General features: G+C 77.0%; 24 protein-coding genes. 15 read left to right on the top strand and 9 right to left on the bottom strand.

Features of this window, described 5'->3' with window-relative positions; all coding sequences use genetic code 11:
• Positions 1-39 precede the first annotated feature (39 nt).
• Positions 40-969: a M56 family metallopeptidase gene (locus tag ACI8AR_RS15590; RefSeq protein WP_457051832.1), complete on the bottom strand. Its 930-nt coding sequence runs from the start codon at positions 967-969 to the stop codon at positions 40-42.
• A 1-nt stretch (position 970) separates the two neighbouring features.
• On the bottom strand, positions 971-1,336 hold the full coding sequence (locus ACI8AR_RS15595; protein ID WP_456936974.1) for a BlaI/MecI/CopY family transcriptional regulator: 366 nt from the start codon (positions 1,334-1,336) through the stop codon (positions 971-973).
• Between the two features lie 207 nt (positions 1,337-1,543).
• Between ACI8AR_RS15595 and ACI8AR_RS15600 the strand changes: the two genes are divergently transcribed.
• From ACI8AR_RS15600 to cydC, 3 genes are read left to right on the top strand one after another with little or no spacing between them, the layout of a single operon-like run.
• Positions 1,544-3,097, top strand: a complete 1,554-nt coding sequence (locus tag ACI8AR_RS15600) for a cytochrome ubiquinol oxidase subunit I (protein WP_457051833.1) — start codon at positions 1,544-1,546, stop codon at positions 3,095-3,097.
• 14 nt (positions 3,098-3,111) lie between these two features.
• Positions 3,112-4,134 carry a cytochrome d ubiquinol oxidase subunit II gene (gene cydB, locus ACI8AR_RS15605; RefSeq protein WP_457051834.1) on the top strand — a complete coding sequence of 341 codons (1,023 nt, stop codon included), beginning with the start codon at positions 3,112-3,114 and terminating at the stop codon, positions 4,132-4,134.
• On the top strand, positions 4,131-7,520 hold the full coding sequence (cydC, locus tag ACI8AR_RS15610; RefSeq protein WP_457051835.1) for a thiol reductant ABC exporter subunit CydC: 3,390 nt from the start codon (positions 4,131-4,133) through the stop codon (positions 7,518-7,520). The genes cydB and cydC overlap by 4 nt, the downstream gene beginning before the upstream one ends.
• Positions 7,521-8,051: 531 nt before the next feature.
• Here cydC and ACI8AR_RS15615 read toward each other — a convergent pair.
• A complete protein-coding gene (locus ACI8AR_RS15615) occupies positions 8,052-8,693 on the bottom strand; it encodes a hypothetical protein (RefSeq protein ID WP_457051836.1) in 642 nt (213 codons plus the stop codon).
• Between the two features lie 19 nt (positions 8,694-8,712).
• Between ACI8AR_RS15615 and ACI8AR_RS15620 the strand changes: the two genes are divergently transcribed.
• From ACI8AR_RS15620 to ACI8AR_RS15640, 5 genes are all read left to right on the top strand, one after another.
• Positions 8,713-8,976, top strand: a complete 264-nt coding sequence (locus ACI8AR_RS15620; protein ID WP_457051837.1) for a hypothetical protein — start codon at positions 8,713-8,715, stop codon at positions 8,974-8,976.
• Between the two features lie 133 nt (positions 8,977-9,109).
• Positions 9,110-9,505 (top strand): nuclear transport factor 2 family protein, encoded by a 396-nt coding sequence (locus tag ACI8AR_RS15625; protein WP_457051838.1) that lies wholly within the window; start codon positions 9,110-9,112, stop codon positions 9,503-9,505.
• A 35-nt stretch (positions 9,506-9,540) separates the two neighbouring features.
• Positions 9,541-9,951 carry a nuclear transport factor 2 family protein gene (locus tag ACI8AR_RS15630; RefSeq protein WP_457051839.1) on the top strand — a complete coding sequence of 137 codons (411 nt, stop codon included), beginning with the start codon at positions 9,541-9,543 and terminating at the stop codon, positions 9,949-9,951.
• Complete coding sequence (locus tag ACI8AR_RS15635; protein WP_457051840.1) at positions 9,948-10,361, top strand: nuclear transport factor 2 family protein; 414 nt, start codon at positions 9,948-9,950, stop codon at positions 10,359-10,361. Before ACI8AR_RS15630 ends, ACI8AR_RS15635 begins: the two co-directional genes overlap by 4 nt.
• On the top strand, positions 10,358-10,756 hold the full coding sequence (locus tag ACI8AR_RS15640) for a nuclear transport factor 2 family protein (protein WP_457051841.1): 399 nt from the start codon (positions 10,358-10,360) through the stop codon (positions 10,754-10,756). The genes ACI8AR_RS15635 and ACI8AR_RS15640 overlap by 4 nt, the downstream gene beginning before the upstream one ends.
• Here ACI8AR_RS15640 and eutC read toward each other — a convergent pair.
• The 4 genes from eutC to ACI8AR_RS15660 form a co-directional block, all read right to left on the bottom strand.
• On the bottom strand, positions 10,749-11,483 hold the full coding sequence (gene eutC / locus ACI8AR_RS15645; protein WP_457051842.1) for an ethanolamine ammonia-lyase subunit EutC: 735 nt from the start codon (positions 11,481-11,483) through the stop codon (positions 10,749-10,751). The genes ACI8AR_RS15640 and eutC overlap by 8 nt on opposite strands.
• A gap of 17 nt (positions 11,484-11,500) precedes the next feature.
• Positions 11,501-12,916 carry an ethanolamine ammonia-lyase subunit EutB gene (locus ACI8AR_RS15650; RefSeq protein ID WP_457051843.1) on the bottom strand — a complete coding sequence of 472 codons (1,416 nt, stop codon included), beginning with the start codon at positions 12,914-12,916 and terminating at the stop codon, positions 11,501-11,503.
• An 86-nt stretch (positions 12,917-13,002) separates the two neighbouring features.
• Positions 13,003-13,884 (bottom strand): SDR family NAD(P)-dependent oxidoreductase, encoded by an 882-nt coding sequence (locus tag ACI8AR_RS15655; RefSeq protein ID WP_457051844.1) that lies wholly within the window; start codon positions 13,882-13,884, stop codon positions 13,003-13,005.
• Positions 13,885-13,920: 36 nt separating this feature from the next.
• Positions 13,921-14,322: a hypothetical protein gene (locus ACI8AR_RS15660; protein ID WP_457051845.1), complete on the bottom strand. Its 402-nt coding sequence runs from the start codon at positions 14,320-14,322 to the stop codon at positions 13,921-13,923.
• An 86-nt stretch (positions 14,323-14,408) separates the two neighbouring features.
• Between ACI8AR_RS15660 and ACI8AR_RS15665 the strand changes: the two genes are divergently transcribed.
• The 5 genes from ACI8AR_RS15665 to ACI8AR_RS15685 all read left to right on the top strand — a co-directional run bounded on the left by ACI8AR_RS15665 (position 14,409) and on the right by ACI8AR_RS15685 (position 17,837).
• Positions 14,409-15,035 carry a hypothetical protein gene (locus ACI8AR_RS15665; protein WP_457051846.1) on the top strand — a complete coding sequence of 209 codons (627 nt, stop codon included), beginning with the start codon at positions 14,409-14,411 and terminating at the stop codon, positions 15,033-15,035.
• Between the two features lie 64 nt (positions 15,036-15,099).
• Entirely contained in the window at positions 15,100-15,369 is a 270-nt protein-coding gene (locus ACI8AR_RS15670; protein WP_456938120.1) for a DUF2277 domain-containing protein, read from the top strand.
• A gap of 105 nt (positions 15,370-15,474) precedes the next feature.
• The gene (locus ACI8AR_RS15675) at positions 15,475-16,008 is read left to right on the top strand and encodes a hypothetical protein (RefSeq protein ID WP_457051847.1); all 534 of its coding nucleotides are present in this window, start codon (positions 15,475-15,477) and stop codon (positions 16,006-16,008) included.
• Between the two features lie 58 nt (positions 16,009-16,066).
• Positions 16,067-16,561, top strand: a complete 495-nt coding sequence (locus tag ACI8AR_RS15680; protein WP_457051848.1) for a PGPGW domain-containing protein — start codon at positions 16,067-16,069, stop codon at positions 16,559-16,561.
• An 85-nt stretch (positions 16,562-16,646) separates the two neighbouring features.
• A complete protein-coding gene (locus ACI8AR_RS15685) occupies positions 16,647-17,837 on the top strand; it encodes an FUSC family protein (RefSeq protein WP_457051849.1) in 1,191 nt (396 codons plus the stop codon).
• Positions 17,838-17,839: 2 nt separating this feature from the next.
• Here ACI8AR_RS15685 and map read toward each other — a convergent pair whose 3' ends face one another.
• Positions 17,840-18,622 (bottom strand): type I methionyl aminopeptidase, encoded by a 783-nt coding sequence (gene map, locus ACI8AR_RS15690; protein ID WP_457051850.1) that lies wholly within the window; start codon positions 18,620-18,622, stop codon positions 17,840-17,842.
• Positions 18,623-18,690: 68 nt separating this feature from the next.
• Here map and ACI8AR_RS15695 point away from each other — a divergent pair, with 68 nt between their 5' ends.
• Positions 18,691-18,948: a hypothetical protein gene (locus ACI8AR_RS15695; RefSeq protein ID WP_457051851.1), complete on the top strand. Its 258-nt coding sequence runs from the start codon at positions 18,691-18,693 to the stop codon at positions 18,946-18,948.
• On the opposite strand, the gene ACI8AR_RS15700 is transcribed toward ACI8AR_RS15695, so the two are convergent.
• On the bottom strand, positions 18,945-19,157 hold the full coding sequence (locus ACI8AR_RS15700) for a hypothetical protein (protein ID WP_457051852.1): 213 nt from the start codon (positions 19,155-19,157) through the stop codon (positions 18,945-18,947). The two genes, ACI8AR_RS15695 and ACI8AR_RS15700, sit on opposite strands and share 4 nt — an antisense overlap.
• A gap of 232 nt (positions 19,158-19,389) precedes the next feature.
• On the opposite strand from ACI8AR_RS15700, the gene ACI8AR_RS15705 reads away from it, so the two are divergent.
• Positions 19,390-19,875, top strand: coding sequence for a DUF6328 family protein (locus ACI8AR_RS15705; RefSeq protein WP_457051853.1), 486 nt, complete (start codon positions 19,390-19,392; stop codon positions 19,873-19,875).
• Positions 19,876-20,182 lie beyond the last annotated feature (307 nt).

The following is a 20,182-nucleotide window of genomic DNA, read 5'->3' on the forward strand; positions in this document are numbered from 1 at the left end:
CCGCGGAAGTGCACGGTGCATCTCCGCGGAAGTGCACGCTCAGAGGGCTGGGAGCAGGAGCAGGACGGTCGGGACCAGGAGGAGCAGGCCCGCGCCGAGCAGGACGGCGGCCCGGGCGGCGGCCGGCAACGGGGCCGGCGGGCTGACCAGCCTCAGCACCCGGGCGGCGACCGCGCTGCCGGTCACCGCCAGCGCGCCGCTCGGCACGCCCCCGCCCGCGCCCCCGGCCGTGACGACGATCGCCTGCGCCAGCGTGCGCCGCGGGTCGGGCCCGGCCAGCGAGGTCAGCGCGCGGTCGTCGGCGCGCATCTCCACCAGCTCGCGCACCGCGGCGTGCGCCCGGGCGGCCGCGGGCAGCACCGGCAGGGCCGCCTCCCACGCGACGAACGGCAGCAGGTAGAGGTGGTGGTGCTCGGCCAGGTGCGCCCGCTCGTGCGCGACGACGGCGGCCAGCTGCCCGTCGTCGAGCTCGGCGACCATGCCCGAGGACAGCACCAGCAGCGGGCGGGCGCCGGGGATGCAGAACGCGACCGGCGCGGGGTGCTCGAGCAGCCGGGCGTCGGGGGCGGCCGAGGACGGCTGCACGACCAGCTCCAGCAGCGCCCGGTGCCGCCGCCGCGTGCGCGCGGTGCGCACCCACGACAGCACGAGGACGCCGAGCAGCTCGGCGGCGAGGACGCCCGCGAGGGTGAGGGTGACCCAGTGGTCGCCGCGGACCGGGTCGCGGGCCGGGTGCCCGGTCAGCACCGCCCAGCCGGCCTCGGGCAGCGAGTGGCCCCACGGCGCCAGCCCGTGCACGAGCAGCGCGCCGATGATCGACAGGCCGCCGGCCAGCCCGAGCGCCTGCCAGCAGACCAGCGCCACCAGCGGGTCGCGCCGGGGCCACCGGGCGCGGCCGAGCAGCGCCGGCACCGGCCAGGCGAGCAGGGCGGCGAGGACCGCGAGCGCCGCGGCGGTCGCGGGCAGCACGTCAGCGGGCGCCGGCGTCCGGGGCGCTCTCGGCCAGCAGCTGCCGCAGCAGGCGGGCCTCCTCGGGGTCGACGCCGCCGACGAACCGGGCGAGTACCGCCTGCCGGTCGCCGGCCTGGCCGAGGACCTCGTGCATGAGCTCGGCGGCGTGGTCGGCGCGGCTGGCCCGCGGGCGGAAGCGACGCGGTCGGGCGTCGTCGTGCTCGACGAAGCCCTTGGCCTCCAGCCGGGACAGCACGGTGTGCACGGTGGTGAGCGCGAGCTCGCGGTCGGCCAGGGCGTCGCGCAGCTCGGCCGCGGCCACCGGCCCGTCGGCCGCCCACAGCACGTCCATGACGGTGCGCTCCAGGTCCCCCAGCGACGCCACGACGACTCCTCCCGGCTCGGTTTCTCTACCCAGCGTAGAACGCGCCCCACGGGCCGGTCGTGCCCCTGGTCCCTGCCCGCCGGGACGAAGGTCCCTGCCTGTCCGCGACCTCACACGCCGATCGTCTACGCGGCGTAGAAAACGAGTTCTACAGAGCGTAGAAAGAGTGTGTCGGCTCAGAGGCGGCACAGACGAGGAGCAGCGCGCGTGGACGTGCTCGACATCGCCCGGTGGCAGTTCGGCATCACGACCGTCTACCACTTCCTGATGGTCCCGCTGACCATCGGACTGGGGATCCTGGTGGCGGTCATGCACACCCTCTGGGTGCGCACCGACAAGCCGGAGTGGCTCCGGATGACGCGCTTCTGGGGCCGCGTCTACCTGGTCAACTTCGTGCTGGGCGTGGCCACCGGCCTGGTCCAGGAGTTCCAGTTCGGCCTGGCGTGGAGCGAGTACTCGCGCTTCGTCGGCGACGTGTTCGGCTCGCTGCTGGCGATGGAGGCGCTGCTCGCCTTCTTCCTCGAGTCGACCTTCCTCGGCCTGTGGATCTTCGGCTGGGGCCGCATCCCGAAGAAGCTGCACCTGGCGGCGCTGTGGGCCGCGGTGATCGGCTCGATCGTCAGCGCGTACTTCATCATCGCGGCCAACTCGTGGATGCAGCACCCGGTCGGCGTCACCGTCGGCGACGACGGCCGCCCGCAGCAGGTCGACTTCCTCGCCGTCCTGACCAACAACACCGCCCTGGCCGCGTTCAGCCACGCGATCGTCGCCGCGCTGATGGTCGCCGGCGCCCTGCTCGTCGGCATCGGCCTGTACCAGCTGCGGAAGCGGGAGCTGGCCGGCGCCCCGACCACCGACGTCGAGCACTCGGTCTGGCGCCGCTCGGTGCGGCTCGGCGGGTACGTGTCGCTGGCCGCCTTCGTCCTGGTCGCCGTCACCGGCGACTGGCAGGGCAAGCTCATGTACGCGCAGCAGCCGCTGAAGATGAGCTCGGCCGAGGCGCTGTGCGAGACCGAGGCACCGGCGCCGTTCTCGGTCTTCGCCTGGGGCAAGCTCGGCTCCAACGAGTGCGACGACGTCCACAGCTGGACCGTCCCCGGCCTGCTCTCCTTCCTCGCGCACAGCGACTTCGAGACCGCCGTCCCCGGCGTCAACGAGCTGCAGGAGGAGTACGCCGCCGTCTACGGCGAGACCTACCCCGACGACCCGTCCTTCGGCGACCGCGCCGGCCAGGAGATCGACTACACCCCGGTGCTCGCGGTCACCTACTGGAGCTTCCGGCTCATGATCGGCATGGGTGCGGTGTCGGCCGGCGTCGCCGCCTATGCCCTGTGGGCCACCCGCCGCGGCCGCGTGCCGACGTCGCGGATCGGCGTCTACGGCTCGCTGCTCGCCGTCGGCGCGCCCTTCGTGGCCAACGCGGCCGGCTGGGTGTTCACCGAGATGGGCCGCCAGCCCTTCGTCGTCTACCCGAACCCGGACGTGCCCGTGGACGAGCAGGTGTGGTTCTTCACCGCCCAGGCCGTCTCCCCCGGCATCACCGCCACCGAGGTGTGGACGTCGCTGATCAGCCTCGGCCTGCTCTACGGCGCCCTCGCGGTGGTCGAGCTGTTCCTCCTCGTGCGGCTGGCCCGCCGCGGCGTCACCACCGGGGACACGACGCCGACCCCGCCGGCGGTCGGGTCGTCCCGCCGGGACGACGACGACCCGCGCCCGGGCGACGACCGGGCCGACGACGACGTCCTCTCCTTCGCGTACTGACCGGAGTGCCTGACATGGACCTGCAGACCCTGTGGTTCGCCGCCGTCGCGGTGCTGTGGACCGGCTTCCTGCTGCTCGAGGGCTTCGACTTCGGCGTCGCCGCGCTGCTGCCGGTGCTCGGTCGCCGCGGTGCTGTCGACGGGCGTGCCGACCGGCACCTCATGCTCCGCACGATCGGGCCCGTCTGGGACGGCAACGAGGTCTGGCTGATCACCGCCGCCGGCGCGGTGTTCGCCGCCTTCCCCGGCTGGTACGCCACCTGGCTGCCGGCGCTGTACCTGCCCTTCGTCCTGGTGCTGCTCGGCCTGATCGTGCGGGCGGTGGCCTTCGAGTGGCGGCACAGCTCGCACGACCCGCGCTGGGATGCCGCCTGGACCCGCGTCATCACCGGCGGCTCGCTGGTGGCCGCCGCTGGCGTGGGCGCGGCACTGGCCGCCACCACCCTCGGCCTGCCGATCGACGCCGACGGCACCCGGGTCGGCGGCGCGTTCGCCGGGGTGGGCTGGTCCGCGCTGCTGGGCGCGGCCGCGGTGGTCGGCTACTCGCTGGTGCACGGCGCGCTGTTCCTCGCGCTCAAGACCGACGGCCCGCTGCGGCTGCGGGCGCGGGCGTTCGCGCTGCGCTGGTCGCCGGTGGCCGCGCTGCCGCTGCTGGCCTGGGCCGGGCTGGTCCAGCTGCGGTCGGGCACGGCGCTCACCGGCGCGCTGTGGCTGGTGGCCGCGCTCGCCGTCGTCGTGACGTGGACCCGGGTGCGGCTGGACCGCGAGGGGCAGGCCTTCGCCGGCTGGGCCACCGTGCTGCTCGCCTCCGCGGCCGCGCTGTTTGGCTCGGCCTACCCGGTGGTCGTGCCCTCGACGATCGACCCGGCCTTCGACGTCACCATCGCCGAGGCGTCGGTCAGCGACTACACGCTCACCGTGATGACCTGGGTGGCCGCGGTCGGCCTGCCGGTCGTGCTCGCCTACCAGGCCTGGACGTACTGGGTGTTCCGCCGCCGCCTGACCGCCGAGCCGCAGTCCGAGCCGGTGGCCGCGTGACGGCAGAAATGGCCATTTCTGCCGCCCCGGGCCGAGGGCCGCTGGCCCCGCTGGCCGGCGTGCCGGGGCTGCCCCGGGCGCTGGCCCGGGCGGCGGCCGCCGCCCTCGGCTCGACGGCGGGGCTCGTGCTGCTCGCCGCCGGCCTCGCGCACACCGTCGCCCGGGCCGCCGGGTACGCCGACGGCGACCTGCTGCCGCCGCTCGCGCTGGCCGCCGCCGGCGCCGTGCTGCGGGCGGTGGCCGGCACCCTCGGCGAGCGGGCCGCCGCCCGTGACGCCCGCCGCGCCGAGGACGCGCTGCGCCGCGCGCTGCTCGACCGGCTGGCCGCCTCCCCCGCCGCGGTCGCCGCCGCGGGCGGCCCGGCCCCGGCCGCGGTGCTGGCCACCACCCGGCTGGCCGACCTCGCGCCCGCCCTCGCCACCTACCTGCCGGCGCTCGCGCAGACCGCCGTCGTCCCGCCGGTGCTGCTGGTGGTGCTCGCCGCCACCGACCTGCTCTCGGCCGGCCTGGTCGCGGCCACCCTGCCGCTGGTGCCGCTATTCATGGCGCTGGTGGGGCTGGCCACCCGGGACGGCACCACCGGCGCCGCCCGCGCCCTGGACCGGCTGGCCGCGCACGTCGCCGAGCTGGTCCGCGGCCTGCCGGTGCTGGTCGGTCTCGGCCGCGCCGCCGACCAGGTGACCGCGCTCGCCGAGCTGGGTGAGGCCACCCGCCGCCGCACGCTGGCCACCCTGCGCCTGGCGTTCCTCTCCGCCCTGGTGCTGGAGCTGATCGCCACGCTGTCGGTGGCGCTGGTCGCGGTCACCGTGGGCCTGCGGCTGGTGCACGGCGACCTCGCGCTCGCCGTCGGGCTCACCGCGCTGCTGCTCGCCCCCGAGGTCTTCGCCCCGCTGCGCGCACTCGGCACCGCCCACCACGCCGGCGAGGCCGCCACCCTGGCCGCCGCGGAGGCGCGCGCCGTGCTCGCCGCCCCGGTCGCGCCCGTTCCCGCGGCGGCGGACGACGACGACCCCCGCGGCGCCGACGTCGCCGTCTCCGGGCTGACCGTGCGCCACCCCGGCCGCGCGCTGCCCGCCCTCCCGCCGGTCGACCTCGCGCTGCGCCCGGGCGAGCTGGTCGTGCTCCGCGGCCCCAGCGGCTCGGGCAAGTCCACGCTGCTGGCCGCGCTCACCGGCGCGCTCGACCCGGCCGCGGACGTCGCCGGCACAGTCACCGGCGTCCCCGCCGGCGCAGTCGCGCTGGTGCCGCAGCACCCCCGGACGACGGCGCGCACGGTGGCCGACGAGCTCCGCCGGCACGCCGCCGCCTCGCCGGGCGTGGACGCGGTGGCGGCCGAGGCGTTCGTCGTCGAGGCGCTGCAGCGGGTCGGCGCCGAGGCGCTCGCGGGGCGGGACTGCACCACCCTCTCCCCCGGCGAGCTGCAGCGGGTGGCGGTCGCGCGGGCGCTGGTCCGCGTGCGCCGCGGTGCCCGGCTGCTGCTGCTGGACGAGCCCACCGCGCACCTCGACGAGGCTGCGGCCGCCCGCGTCGCCGCCGTCCTGGCCGGCCTGCGCGGCACGGTCACGGTCCTGCTGGTCACCCACGACCCGGCGCTGGCGGCGCTCGCCGACCGCACGGTGACGCTGCCGGGCCCCGCGGTCCCGGCGCCCCCCGGCGCGAGATCGGCGGTCTCGTGGCGATCGGCGGCTGATGGCCACGAGACCGCCGATCTCGCGGGACCGGAGCCGGCCGCTCCCGCCACCACCACCCCGACGACGGAGCTCGGCTGGCCGCGGCGGGCGCTGCTGCGGGCGGTCGCGGCCGGCACCGCCTCGGCCGGCGCGGGCGTCGCGCTCACCGCGGTGAGCGGCTGGCTGATCGTCCGGGCCGCGGAGATGCCGCCGATCCTCACGCTGATGGTCGCCATCGTCGGCGTGCGCGCCTTCGGCCTCGGCCGCGCGGCGCTGCGCTGGGTCGAGCGGCTCACCGCGCACGACGCCGCCCTGCGGATGGCCGCCGACCTGCGGGTGCGCGTCTGGCGGGCGCTGGCCGCGCAGGGCGTGGCCGCCGACCGGACGCCAGGCAGCGCGCTGGCCCGCGTGGTCGGCGACGTCGGCCTGGTGCAGGACCTGTCGGTGCGGGTGGTGCCGCCCGCGGCGGTCGCCGGCGCCGTCCCGGTGCTCACGCTGGCCGCGCTGGCGCTGCTCTCGCCGGCCGCCGCGGGCGCCGCGGCGCTCGTCCTCGCGCTCACCGCCGCGGGCGTGCTGCTGGTGCACCGGCGGGTCGACGCCGGCGCCGCCCGCACCGAGGGCGCGCTGCGGGTGGCCGCGCTGCGCGACGTCACCACCGCCCTCGACGGCGCGGCCGACCTGCGCGCGCACGGCCTCGCCGCCGCCACCGCCGCCGACCTCGCCGCGGTGGCGGGCCGCCGCTCCGCCGTCGCCGCGGCCGGCGCGCGGGCCGGCGCGCTGGGCACCGGCCTGGTCGTCCTCGGCACCGGGCTGGCCGCCGTCGCCGCCACCGCGGTCGGGGCGGCGTCGGGCCTCGGCGGCCCGGAGGTCGCGGTCCTCGGCCTGGCCCCGCTGGCGCTGGCCGAGCCGCTGGCCGGGCTGGTGTCCGCGCTGCAGCGGCGCGGCGCGCTCGCCGACGCCCGCGCCCGCCTCGACGCGGTCCTCACCGCCCCGGTGCCCGCCGACCCGGCCGACCCGCTGCCCGCCCCCGCGCCGGTGCGCGACCTCGCCGTCACCGATCTCGTCGCCGGCTGGCCCGGCGGCCCGGACGTGCTGCGCGGCCTCACCGCGCGGGCGGCCGCCGACGGCGGCTGGCTGGTGGTCCGCGGCCCGTCCGGCGCCGGCAAGTCGACGTTCCTCGCCGTGCTGCTCGCGGCGCTGCGCCCGCGGGCGGGGCGCTACGCGCTCGGCGGCGCCGACACCGCCCGGCTGACCGGCGCGGCCGTGCGGGCCCGCACCGCCTGGCTGCCGCAGGACGCGCACGTGTTCGCCTCGACGATCCGCGCCAACCTGGCCCTGGCCGCGCCGCGCGGCGGGCTGGCCGGCCCCGGCGGGGAGGCGCGGATGACCGCCGCGCTCACCGCCGCCGGCCTCGGCCCGCTGCTGGCCGGGCTGCCCGACGGGCTGGACACGCCGGTCGGCGCCGGCGGCACCGCGCTGTCCGGCGGCGAGCGGCGGCGGCTGGCCGCGGCCCGGGCGCTGCTGGCCGACCGCGACGTCGTCCTGCTCGACGAGCCGACCGCCCACCTGGACCCGCCGACGGCGGCCGCCCTGGTGCGGGACCTGCGCGCCGCGCTGGCCGGCCGGGTCGTCGTCTGCGTGACCCACGACGACGGCGTCGAGCAGGCCGGGGACACCGTGCTCGACCTGGGCGACCGGCTGGCGCTCACCGCCTGAGGACCGGACCCGACAGCGCACGTCCCGGCGTCACCGGCCCCTCGCGGGGCCCGCCCCGAGCCCGCGAGGGGTGGGGAGGAGGGGGTCCTCCCCCAGGCGGCCGCGGCGCCGGACCAGCGGGGGACGGCGGGCCGGACCCGGCGCACCTCGAAGCCGGGGCTGGCGGGCAGCCGCGGGTCGACGACGAGGGGCACGCCGGCCGGCTCGCCGAGCGAGCGCGGACCGGTGCCGTGCCAGCCGAGCTGCGCGCACAGGCGCTCGTACAGCTCCGGCCGGACGGCGATCTCGCGGGGCGGCGCCGCGCCGGGCGCCCAGGCGACGGCGAGCAGGTCCCCGGCGGCGTCGGACGGGCCGGGGTGCGTGCTCGCGGGGAGGGGGACGACGGTGAGGGTCGTGGTGGCCATGACGAGCCTCCGTGGGCGGTTCCCGTGCTCCGTACAACGCCGGGGGGAACGAGGTCATGCCTACCGCCGGGGTCTGACAGTTCTCCCGTGCTACCCGGTGGCAGCGCCGGGAACCGCGCCGCCGGGGTCAGTTCCCGGCGGACACGTCGACCGGGACCTCCGGCCCCAGCCCGGTCCCCTGCAGCAGCGGCAGGTCGTCGCCCGACCAGAAGCTGCCCGGGTCGTACCAGTTGCGCGGGCGGTCGGCCGGCAGCAGGCCCATGGCCGCGTAGGTGGCGGCCACCAGTTCGGCGCAGAACACCGTCTCGGCCGCGGTGCCCCGGCGCAGCCGGCCGCTGAGCCAGCCGCGGACCAACCCGCGGGTGGTCGGGAACGGCCGGCCGTCGAGGCGGGCGACCGTGCGCAGGACGGCGTCCTCCATCGCGCGGGTCACCCCGCCGTCGTCGGCCGGGCCGACCAGCTGGCGCAGCCAGGCGCGCTGGCCGTACCGCTGCCGCCAGGTGACGACGGCGTCGCGCAGGTCGTGCAGCTGGACGCCGCGCTGGTGCTGCCCGGTCCAGGCGTCGGGCAGCGAGCGGCCGAGCTCGGCGTGCCACAGCAGCGGCGGGAGGTCCTCGAGGACCACCGCCATCCCGACGTGGTTGACCGGCGCGTTGGTCACCGCTCGGATCACCCGGTCGGCCGGCGAGGCGCCGCGGAACACCCAGACGTCGCCGGTGCGGGTCAGCTCGACCGCGTCGTCGAGCGGGAGCGTGCGCGGGCCGGTCACGCGGCTACGGTAGGCGACCGTGCGGTCACCGACGCGGCTCTGGAAGCTCCTCGGCCTGGCCGGGCTGGCCGGCGTCGCGGCCACCGGCGCGGTGCTCGCCCGCGGCGAGCGGCAGCGCCGGGCGTACACGCCCGAGGACGTCCGCGCCCGGCTGCACGAGCGGCACGCGGCCGCCCTCGCCGCCGCGCCGGAGGCGCAGCCGCACGGGGCGGAGCCGCCCGGCCCCGTCGAGGTGCCGGCACGGCGCCGGTGGCTGCGCCTGCCGCTCCGCCGTCGCCGCTGACCCAGGTCACCCCCGCACGGACGGACGGCGACCGCCACACCGGGCCGCGCAGCACCCCCTCCTCCCTCTCCCGCGCCGGGTCGACACTGCTCGCGCCGTCCACGGGGGACCCGTCCTCGGGAGGGAGAGCACCGTGTCCGACCACGCCAACGCCACCCGCATGCGTGAGGGCTACGACGCGTACGCCAAGGGGGACCTCGCCGCCCTGACCGAGCTGATGCGCGAGGACATCCGCTGGCACGAGCCCGGCGACGGCCCCCTGTCCGGTGACCACGAGGGGCCGCAGGCCGTGTTCGCCATGTTCGCCCGGTCCATGGAGCTGACGGAGAACAGCCTGCGGGTCGAGCCGGTGCAGGTGTGCGCCGACGACGAGCACGGCGTCGCCCTGGTCCGGTTCCTGGCCCACCGCGGCGACCGGCACCTGGACACGCTGGTCGCCCAGGTCTTCCGCTTCGGCGGGGACGGCCGGGTGGCCGAGTTCTGGAACGCGCCCACGCAACCGCAGGTCATGGAGGACTTCCTGCGCTGAGCCCGTCGATCCCGTCGATCCTGGAGGAGGCAGTCGTGACCACCGAGCACCCCAACCTCGCCCGCGTGCGGGAGGCCTACGAGGCGTTCGCCAAGGGTGACCTGGCGACGCTGACCGGGCTGTGGCGGGAGGACATCCACTGGCACGAGCCGGTGATCACCCCGCTGGCCGGCGACTACGAGGGACCGCAGGCCGTCTTCGGCATGTTCGCCCGGCTCATGGAACTGACCGGCAACACCTTCCGCGCCGAGCCGGTGCTCCTGTGTGCCGACGCCGCGCACGGCACCGCGCTGGTGCGGTTCACGGCGTCCCGCGGGACCGCGTACCTGGACACGCTGGCCGCCCACGTCGTCCGCTTCGACGCGGACGGGAAGATCGCCGAGTTCTGGCACGCGCCCACCGAGCCGGGGGTCCTGGCCGCCTTCTTCGACGGGCAGGGGGCGTGACCGAGGTGGCGCACCCGAACACCGCCCGCATGTGGGAGGGCTACGAGGCCTTCGCCAAGGGCGACCTGGGCACGCTGACGGAGCTGTGGCGCGAGGACGTCCACTGGCACGAGCAGGGCAACGACCAGGTGGCCGGCGACTACGAGGGGCCGCAGGCCGTCTTCGGCATGTTCGCCCGGCTCGGGGAGCTGACCGAGAACAGTCTGCGGGTCGAGCCGCTGCTCGTCTGTGCGGACGACGAGTACGGCACCGCCCTGGTGCGGGTCACCGCCCACCGCGGCGACCGGCACATGGACACGCTGGGCGCACACGTCGTCCGCTTCGACGGGGACGGGAAGCTGGCCGAGTTCTGGAACGCCCTCACCGAGCCGGACGTCGTCGACGCCTTCTACGACGGGCAGCAGGCGTGACCGACGTGGCGCACCCGAACGTCGCGCGCCTGCACGAGGCGTTCGAGGCGTTCGGCAAGGGCGACCTCGACCGGCTGCAGGAGCTGTGGCGCCCGGACATCCGCTGGCACGAGCCCGGCCAGAACCGGCTCAGCGGCGACTACACCGGCATCGACGAGGTCTTCGAGCTCTTCGGCCGGGTGTTCGTGCTGAGCGAGGGCACCTTCCGCGTCGAGCTGCAGGCTGCCTTCGCCGACGACACCGACGGCGCGGCGATCGTGCGGATCACCGCCTCCCGCGGCGACCGGGACCTCGACGTGCTCGCCGCCGACCTCGTCCGGTTCCAGGACGGGCTGGTCGCCGAGTTCTGGGAGGCGCACACCGACCAGGCCGCGATGGACGCGTTCTTCAGCTGACCCCGCCCGCGGGGAGCACCGGGCCCTCGTCCTTGAGCGCGACACCCGAGGCGCCCAGCTCGCGGGCGGAGGAGAGGAGGGCGGCCACGGTGTCGGCGGCCTGCGCGTAGGACAGCCCGTGCGGCGGGCGGACGTTGGATACGCAGTTGCGCTCGGAGTCCACCCGCCCCGGCCGCGGGTCCCAGGTGAGGTAGACGCCGAGGGAGTCCGCCGACGACAGCCCCGGCCGCTCGCCGATCAGCACCACGACGGCGCGCACGCCGAGGGCCTCCCCCACCGCGTCGCCCAGCGCCACCCGTGCCTGGGTGGCCACGACGAGCGGCGCGACCGACCAGCCGGGCAGCCGCTCGAGCAGCGCGGCGGCCAGTCCCGGCCCGTGCGCCTGCACCGCGCGGGGGCTCAGCCCGTCGGCCAGCACGAGCGCGAGGTCGGCGCCGGTCCGCGGCAGCGCCGTCCCCTCCGCGAGCTGCCGGCCGAGGTCGGGGCGCTGCAGGTAGGTGGCGCGGTCGGGCGCGGCCGAGGCGACGGTCAGGACCTCACCGCCCAGCGCCGCGCGGACCGCGTCGACGTCGAGCGGCGAGTGGACGGCGTCCCGGGCGGCGGCGTGCGCGGCGCGGAACTCCAGCTCGCGGTGCGTGGGCAGGGCGTCCCCGGCCCGCCCGAGCGCCACCCGCGCCCGGGTCGCGGACCGCAGCACCGCCCACGGGTCGGTGGCGGAAATGGCCATTTCTGCCGCCCTGTCGCTCACGACGACGCCGCCGCGAGGAGCGCCCGCGCCGCCGGGGCGTCGGGGGCGAGCTCGCGCACCCGGCCCGCGTCGTCGAGCAGGTCCATCCGGGCCAGCCACGCCTCGAACTCCGGCGCCGGGCGCAGGCCCAGCACCTGCCGGGTCGTGAGGACGTCGGAGAACGACAGCGACTGGTAGTGCAGCATCACGTCGTCCGAGCCCGGGACGGCGATGACGAACGAGCAGCCGGCCGCGCCGAGCAGCAGCACGAGGGAGTCGGTGTCGTCGCCGTCGACCTCGGCGTGGTTCGTGTAGCAGACGTCGACGCCCATCGGCAGGCCGAGCAGCTTGCCGCAGAAGTGGTCCTCCAGCCCGGCGCGCAGCACCTGCTTGCCGTCGTAGAGGTACTCCGGGCCGATGAACCCGACGACGGTGTTCACCAGCAGCGGGCGGAAGTGCCGGGCGACGCCGTACGCGCGGGCCTCCAGCGTCTGCTGGTCCACCGGCCGGCCGCCGACACCGAGGTGCGCGCCGGCCGACAGCGCCGACCCCTGTCCCGTCTCGAAGTAGGTGACGTCGTCCCCGACGGTGCCGCGGCCCAGCGCGAGCGCCCCGGCGCGGGCCTCGGCGAGCAGGTCGAGGGTGACGCCGAAGCCACGGTTGGCCTCCTGGGTGCCGGCGACCGACTGGAACACCAGGTCCACCGGCGCGCCCTGCTCCAGCGCGCGCAGCGTCGTCGTCACGTGGGCGAGCACGCAGGACTGCGTCGGGATCCCGTAGCGGTCGATCACCGCGTCGACCAGCTCCAGCAGCGCCACCGTGCGGGCCGGGGAGTCGGTGGCCGGGTTGATGCCGATGACCGCGTCGCCCGAGCCGTGCAGCAGCCCGTCGACGATCGAGGCGGTGACGCCCACCGGGTCGTCGGTGGGGTGGTTGGGCTGCAGCCGGGAGGCGAGCGTGCCGGGCAGGCCGATGGTGCTGCGCAGCCCGGTCACCACCCGCGTCCGCCGGCCGACGGCGACCAGGTCCGCGTTGCGCATGAGCTTCGACGTCGCCGCCACCATCTCCGGCGTGAGGCCGGGCGCGAGCGCGCTGATCGACGCCTCGTCCCCGGCCGCCGCCCAGGCCAGCAGCCGGTCGCGGAACTCCCCCACCGTCAGCGAGGCGACCGGCGCGAACGCCGCGGCGTCGTGGGTGTCGAGGACCAGCCGGGTGACGTCGTCCTCGTCGTAGCCGACCACCTGCTCGTCGAGGAAGGTGGCCAGCGGCAGGTCGGCGAGCACGGTCTGGGCGGCCACCCGCTCGGCGGCCGACCCGGCCGCGCACCCGGCGAGCACGTCCCCGGAGCGCAGCGGGGTGGCCTTCGCCAGCAGCTCGACGAGCGTCGGGAACTCGTGGGTGTGGCCGCCGAGGGTCGTGCGGCGGACGGTCACGGCGGCTCCCCGGGTCGGCGGCCCGGTCAGCGTGGCCCGGCGCCGCCCGGCGGGTCAACGGGGTGGGACGGAACGGAACACGCCGTTCACGGGATGCCGCGCCAGCGGCCCTTCCGGGCGTTGCCGGCCGGCCGGGACTCGAAGACGTTGCCCTCCGTCGGCTCCGTCCGGTGGTCGTCGGCGAGCGCGAACACGCGCAGCAGCGGGCCGACGAGGGCGTCGTAGACCGCCGGGAACAGCCGGAAGCCGAGGATGACGACGGGGTTGGCGAAGCCGGACTGGACCAGCCGGCGCGGCCGGTCCAGCCGGGCGACGACCGAGCGGGCGACCCGCTCCGGCGAGTAGACCGGGATCGGCGGGCGGCCCTTGAGGCCGATGTAGCTGCCGGCCTGCGAGTAGATGGGGGTGTTCACCCCGCCGGGCGCCACCGCGGAGACGTGGATGCCGGCGACGTCGCGCGTCTCCTGCTGCAGGACGCGGACCAGCCCGAGCTGGCCCCACTTGGCGGTGATGTAGCTGCCCATGAGCGGGGTGGTCACCGAGGCGAGCAGCGAGCTCACGACGACGAGGTGCCCGGCGCCCTGGCGGCGGAACTGCGGGAGCACGACGCGGGCCAGGTTGGCCGTGCCGTGCAGGGCGGTGTCGACGACCCGCTCGTACACGGCCTTCGGCACCTCCTCGATCCGCCCGTAGGCGACCACCTGCGCGGCGTGGACGACGACGTCGAGGCGGCCGGACCGGAATACGGTGCCCTCGACGACGTCGCGCAGCGCGTCCTCGTCGAGCACGTCGGCCGGGCAGACGACGACGTCGGCCGCGCCCTCCGCGCGGACCTCGGTCGCGGTCTCCTCCAGCGCCGCGCGGCCGCGCGCCAGCAGGACCAACGACGCGCCCCGCTGGGCGAACAGGCGGGCGGTGGCGCGGCCGATGCCGCTCGAGGCACCGGTGATCAGCACGGTCTGGGGCATGCGGGGACGACTCCTCGGCTCGGCGGTCCTCCCCGGCTACCCCGGTCGGTTGCCCGCCATGCGATCGAGCACGCCGAGCAGCCAGCCGGGCCCGCGGACGTCGGTGCCCGCGGGCAGCCGGGCGCGCAGGCCGCGGTCGGCGGTCACCGCGAGCACCGCCCGGCCGGCGTCCGTCAGCGCGGCGGCCTCCGCGGCCAGGGCGTCGTCCCCGCTACCGGCCGCGCGCACCAGGCGGACGCCGTCGGGGGCCGGGACCTCCCGCGCGGCGCCCTCGACGACGACCACCACCTCGTCGACCCCGAGCCCGTCGACGTCCTCCGGGAGGGACGCGCCGGCCAGCCGCCGCAGCAGCCGGGCGGTCGCACCGGCGCGGTCGCGCCACCAGCCGTCGGGACGGGCGCCGACGACGTTGGCGGCGTCGACGAGCAGGACGGTCATGTGTCCTCCCTGCGGGTGACCCCGTTCGCGCAGGTCCGGACGGGGGTACCGGGCGGGCCAGCACTCCCCCACGACGAGGAGGTCCGATGGCGAGCACCGACCGTACCCACCACGACCACGACGCGACGGCGACCACCGACGGCGCGCACGCGACCCGCGGCGCCGCCCGCGACGCGATCGACGCGCAGCGCGACCGCTTCGGCGGCATCAAGTGGGGAGCGGCGTTCTTCGGCTGGCTGTCGGCCAACGGGCTGGCCGTCGTCCTCGTCGCGCTGCTGGCCGCCGCCGGCGTGGGGCTCAGCCTCGCCGAGGTCGACGGCGTCGAGGACGTCCCGTCCGACCCGACCAGCGCCCTCGGCGTCGCCGGCGGCATCGCGCTGCTGGTCGTCCTGTTCCTGGCCTACCTCGCCGGTGGCTACGTGGCCGGGCGGATGGCCCGCTTCGACGGCGCCCGGCAGGGGCTGGCGGTGTGGCTGATCGGGCTGCTCGTCGTCGTGCTGCTGGCCGTGGCCGGGGCGGTGCTGGGCGCGCAGTACAACGTGCTGCAGCAGCTGAACCTGCCGCGCATCCCGATCGACGAGGGCACCGCGACCACCGCCGGGATCGTCACGCTGGCGGCGGTCCTGGTCGCCACGCTGGTCGGCGCCCTGCTCGGCGGCAAGCTCGGGACCCGCTACCACCGCCGGGTCGACCGCGCCGGCTTCGGCGTCTGACCGACCGCGGGGCCCCGTCGTCGGCGGGGCCCCGCGGTCGCACCCCGGTCCTACGCTGCGCCGCATGTGCCGCAACATCCGCCCCCTGTCGAACTTCGAGCCGCCGGCCACCGAGGACGAGGTCCGGGCCGCGGCGCTGCAGTACGTCCGCAAGATCAGCGGGTCCACGCACCCGTCCCGGGCCAACGCCGAGGCCTTCGCGCGCGCCGTCGAGGAGGTGGCCGCCGCGTCCACCCGGTTGCTGGAGTCCCTGGTGACGACGGCGCCGCCGAAGGACCGGGAGGTCGAGGCGGCGAAGGCGCGCGCCCGCGCAGCGGTCCGCTACGGGACCTGACGCCCCAGCGGGTCGTGCACGATCCACTTGCACTCCTCGGGCATGGCCTCCGGCGGAGCGGGTAGGGGGCGGACTCCCGACCCCTTCCCCTCGAGGAGAGTCCCGATGGCCCGCAACACCCTGTCCCGCGCCCTGCACGACCTCGGTCTGTCCGCCTGGTTCGGCGGCACGCTGGCCAACGCCGTGGCCCTCAACGCCGCCGCAGCGGACGCCGGCGGGGACGCCGGCCGGGTCGCCAACACCGGCTGGAACCGGTGGACGCCGGTCAACGCGCTGGCCATCGGCGCGCACCTGGTGGGCAGCGTCGGCCAGCTCATCGGCAACCGCGGCCGGGTGGCCCAGCAGGAGGGCGTGGCGGGCATGTCCGCCGTCAAGACCCTGCTCACCGCCGCCGCGCTGGGCGTCACCGCCTACAGCCGCTCGCTGGGCCAGGTCGTCAACAGCCAGGCCAACCCGTCGGCGAAGTCCGGCACCAAGCCGACCAAGCGCACCAAGGCGGAGATCGCCCACGCGCAGCAGCAGCTGGACTCGCTGCAGTGGGTCGTCCCGGCCCTGACCGGCGCGCTGGTCGCCGTCAGCTCCTACGCGGGCGAGCAGCAGCGGCCCGGCGAGGTCGCGAAGGGCGTCGCCCGCCGCTGACCGCGGCCCCGACCCGCCGCAGCACCCGCACCGCCCGCACCGACCCGGAAGGGGACCCGTGTCCCGGACCGACACCCGCACGACGACGTTCTCCGGCAACACCGTGGCCGACCGGTCCCCCGGCGGCCACGGCGCCACGGTCTGCCCCGACTGCACCGACGGCCTCGGCCGGCCCCGGGAGGTCCCCCCGGGCTCGTGGCGCGACCGCATCCGGCAGAACCCGCCGCTGCACCTGGCGTACCGGGTCGCGGTGTTCGTCGCCGGGCTGCTGTTCGTGCTGCTCGGCCTCGCGCTCACGGTGCTGCCCGGGCCGCTCACGATCCCGCCGATCCTGGTCGGGCTGTGGGTGTGGTCGACCGAGTTCGACTGGGCGCGGCGGTTCTTCGCCGCGTTCCGCCGCAAGGCGGTCGCGGCGTGGCAGCACGCCAGACAGCACCCGGTCAGCTCCGCGGTGGTGACCGTCGGCGGGCTCGCGGCCGCGGCGCTGGCGTTCTGGGCGGTCGGCCGCTTCTCCCTGGTCGACCGCGCCACGACCGCGCTCGGCCTCGGCTGACCCCGCCCGTCCCCGGCCGCCGTCCGCACCCCGCGGACGGCGGTCGGCGCGTGTCCGGGACCGTCGCGCGGGCACACCGACCCCCGTGACGGGACCGCACGCCCTGCCCCGCCGGCTGCCCCGGCTGGTCCGGCGCGGGCGCACCCCCGGGCTGCGCACCGGCAAGACCGTGCTCGCCGCGGTGCTGGCGTTCCAGATCGCGACCTGGCTGGACACCAGCAGCTCGCCGGTCCTCGCGCCGCTGACCGCGCTGCTGGTCGTGCAGCTGACGATGTACGAGACGCTGGCGACCGGCTGGGAGCGGATCGCCAGCGTCACCGCCGGCGTCCTGATCGCGGCGCTGTTCGCCTCCGTCGTCGGCCTGTCCTGGTGGAGCCTCGGGCTGGTCGTCGGGCTCTCCCTGGTGGTCGGCCGGCTGCTGCGGCTGGGGCCGCACCTGGCCGAGGTGCCCATCAGCGCGATGCTCGTGCTGGCCGTGGGCGGGGCGGAGAGCGCGGCGCTGGACCGCGTCAACGAGACGCTGATCGGCGCGGCGGTCGGGGTGCTGGTGAACCTGGCGGTCGCCCCGCCGCTCTACGTCCAGCCCGCCGGCGAGGCGATCGCGGAGCTCGCCGAGCGCATGGCCGGGTTCTGCGAGGACCTCGCCGCGGCGCTGCGCGGCCCGTGGTCGCGCCGCCTCACCGACGAGCTGCTGGCCCGCGCCCGCGCGGTGAGCACGGAGGTGGCCCGCGCCGACCGCCGGCTCGCCCGCACCGAGGAGAGCGCCCGCCTCAACCCGCGCGGGCGGGCGGCGCGGGAGGCCCAGCCGCGGCTGCGGAACACGCTGACCGCCCTCGAGCGGGTGCACGTCACTCTGCGCAACGTCGCCCGCGTGCTGCTGGACCGCACCTACTTCCTGCCCGAGGACGACGCCGACCGGGCGTGGTCGCGGCCGGCGCGGGAGGCGCTGGCCGACCTGCTGGGCGCCGTCGCGACCACCCTGCGCGACGTCGCGGCCGTGGCGGTCGGCACCGGGCCGGCCGCCGGCATCGACCCCGCCTGCCTGGAGACACTGCTCGCGCTGCGGGCCCGGCTGGCCGAGGCGCTGCTCGTCGACCCCCGGGCCGACCCCGCCGCCTGGTCGCAGCACGGCGCCCTGCTCGACGCCCTGGACCTGCTGCGCGTGGAGCTGGGCACCGCGCTGCAGCCGCCGACGGCGTCGTGGGCGCCGCCCCCGCTGGCCGCGGCGCAGCGGCGCGCGGTCCGCCGGGCGATGACCTGGCGCCGGCGCCGCTGACCTCAGGGCGCGGTGAGCACCACCGGGCCGTCGTCGGTGACCGCGACGGTGTGCTCCACGTGCGCCGCGCGCCGGCCGTCGGCGGTGACCACCGCCCAGCCGTCCTTCTTGTGCTTGTAGCGGTCGCCGCCGGCCAGCAGCATCGGCTCGATCGCCAGGGTGCTGCCGGCGTGCAGGCGCACCCGGTCCAGGCCGGTGGAGGGCCGGTTGGGCACGAACGGCGGCTCGTGCATCGAGCGGCCGATGCCGTGCCCGCCGTGGTCGGGCAGGTGCGCGTAGCCGTACCGCCGGGCGACGTCGTCGACGGCGCGGGCGACGTCCTGCAGGGTCGCGCCGGGCACCGCGGCGGCGATGCCCGCGGCCAGCGCCTCCTCGGTCGCGGTGACCAGCCGCGCGTCGTCGTCGGAGGCCTGCTCCCCCACCAGCAGCGAGATCGCGGCGTCGCCGTTCCAGCCGTCGACGACGGTGCCGCAGTCGACGCTGAGCAGGTCGCCGTCCTTCAGCCGCTGGCCGCTGGGTCGGCCGTGCACGACGACCTCGTTGGGCGACAGGCACAGCACGCCGTTGTAGGCCGTCGGCGCCCACGCCGGCTTGTAGCCGAGGAACGACGACGTCGCGCCCGCCTCGTACATCGTCGTCCTGGCGAGGTCGTCGAGCTCGCGCAGCCGCACACCGGGGACCGCCGCCGCCCGCACGGCGGCCAGCGTCCGCGCCACCGCGCGCCCGGCCTCGCGCATGGCGTCGAGCTCGTCGGGGGTCCGCGGGGGCAGCACGGTCAGGTCCACGCCCCGACGGTACGAGACGCCCGGCGCACGGCTGGCCGCGCCGCCCGGCCGGTGCCACGGTGACCGCCATGGACTTCCGGAGGGTCAGGCCCGGGCAGTGGCAGCGGGCGGCGCGCGTCGAGATCACCGAGCCCGGCGGGCTCCCGACGGCGCGCGAGGTGCACGAGCGCTGCCACGTCCTGTTCACCGAGGGCTGGTGCTACGTGGAGACCTCCGAGGGCAGCATCGACGTCTACCCCGCCCACCGGGTGCGCGCCGCGCACGACCTGCGCGAGCCCGACCAGCCCGACGAGGCCCCCGCGACGGCGCCCAGCCCGCTGCTCTAGCCGGCGTCCGTCCCCCGCCGGACGTCGCCGGGGTCGGGCGTGCGGAAGACCGTGTCCCGGCCCTCGGCGTCCGTGGGCGACGCGCCGTCCTCCTCGGGGCGGTCGGGCTCCTCGCCGCCGACGCCGAACCCCTCGGCCGGCGGCGGCGCGCCGGCGCCCGGGTCGGCGGCGGCGACCTCGTCGTCCGGGCGGTAGCGGTTCGGTGTCATCGGCTCCCACATCGACATGGCCCTCCCCTACCCCGCGCGGGTCCCTCCCGTCGGCCGTCCGGGTGACCAGCAGGTGATCACCGGGCGTCCGCCGGGTATACGGCCCGGGAACGGCCGGGATCACGGGGATCCACGGGGCGGCCGGTTCCGGAGGGGGCACGCGACGATGGCGACGACGGGCTCTGGTCAGCGGGCACGACGGGACGCCCGGCCGGTCCCCGCGCAGCACGGGATGGACGGCGCGGACGACGGGCGGCGCGAGAGCCGCGCCGAGCGGATCGACCGCGAGCTGATGGAGCTGCTCAACGAGCTGCGCGTGGCGCTGCCCGGGGTGCAGTTCCTCTTCGCCTTCCTGCTCATCGTGCCGTTCCAGCAGGCGACGTCCCGCGCGACCGACTTCCAGCGCGACGTCTACTTCGTGACCCTGGTCGCCGCCGTGGTGGCCACCGCCCTGCTGATCGCCCCGGCCGCGCAGCACCGGGCGCTGTTCCGCCAGCACGACAAGGAGGACCTGCTGCGGCGCAGCAACCGCAACGCCTTCCTCGGCCTGTGCGTGCTCGCGGTCGCGATCGTCTCGGCGGTGGTGCTGGTGGTCGACTTCCTCTTCGCCCTCCCGCAGGCGCTGATCACCGGCGGCGTCGTGGCGCTGCTGCTCGGCTGGCTGTGGATCGGCAGCCCGACCGTCCAGCGCGCCCGCGGCGGCGCCCCCCGCCACTGACGCCGGGGCTCAGCGGCCGAGGGCGGCGCAGACGGCGTCGACGACGTCGGTAAGGACCACCGTGCCCCCCGCCACTCGCACGCTCGCGGCGGGCCCCTGCACGGTGGCCGAAGTGCAGCGGTCGCGCGCCACGTTGCCCGCGAGCTTCGCCGCCCACCAGTCGCGGTTGGCCCTCGGCAGGTGCCCGCACTCCGGACAGCCGTGCCAGAAGCACCCGGTAAGGACCCCGTCCCCCTCACCCCTCGCAAGCTCGGGGCGAGCCTCTGGACGGGGCCGGAGCCGGACGTCGACGCGGTAGCGGACGCCG

It is taken from the genome of Geodermatophilus sp. SYSU D01036 (assembly GCF_054050435.1).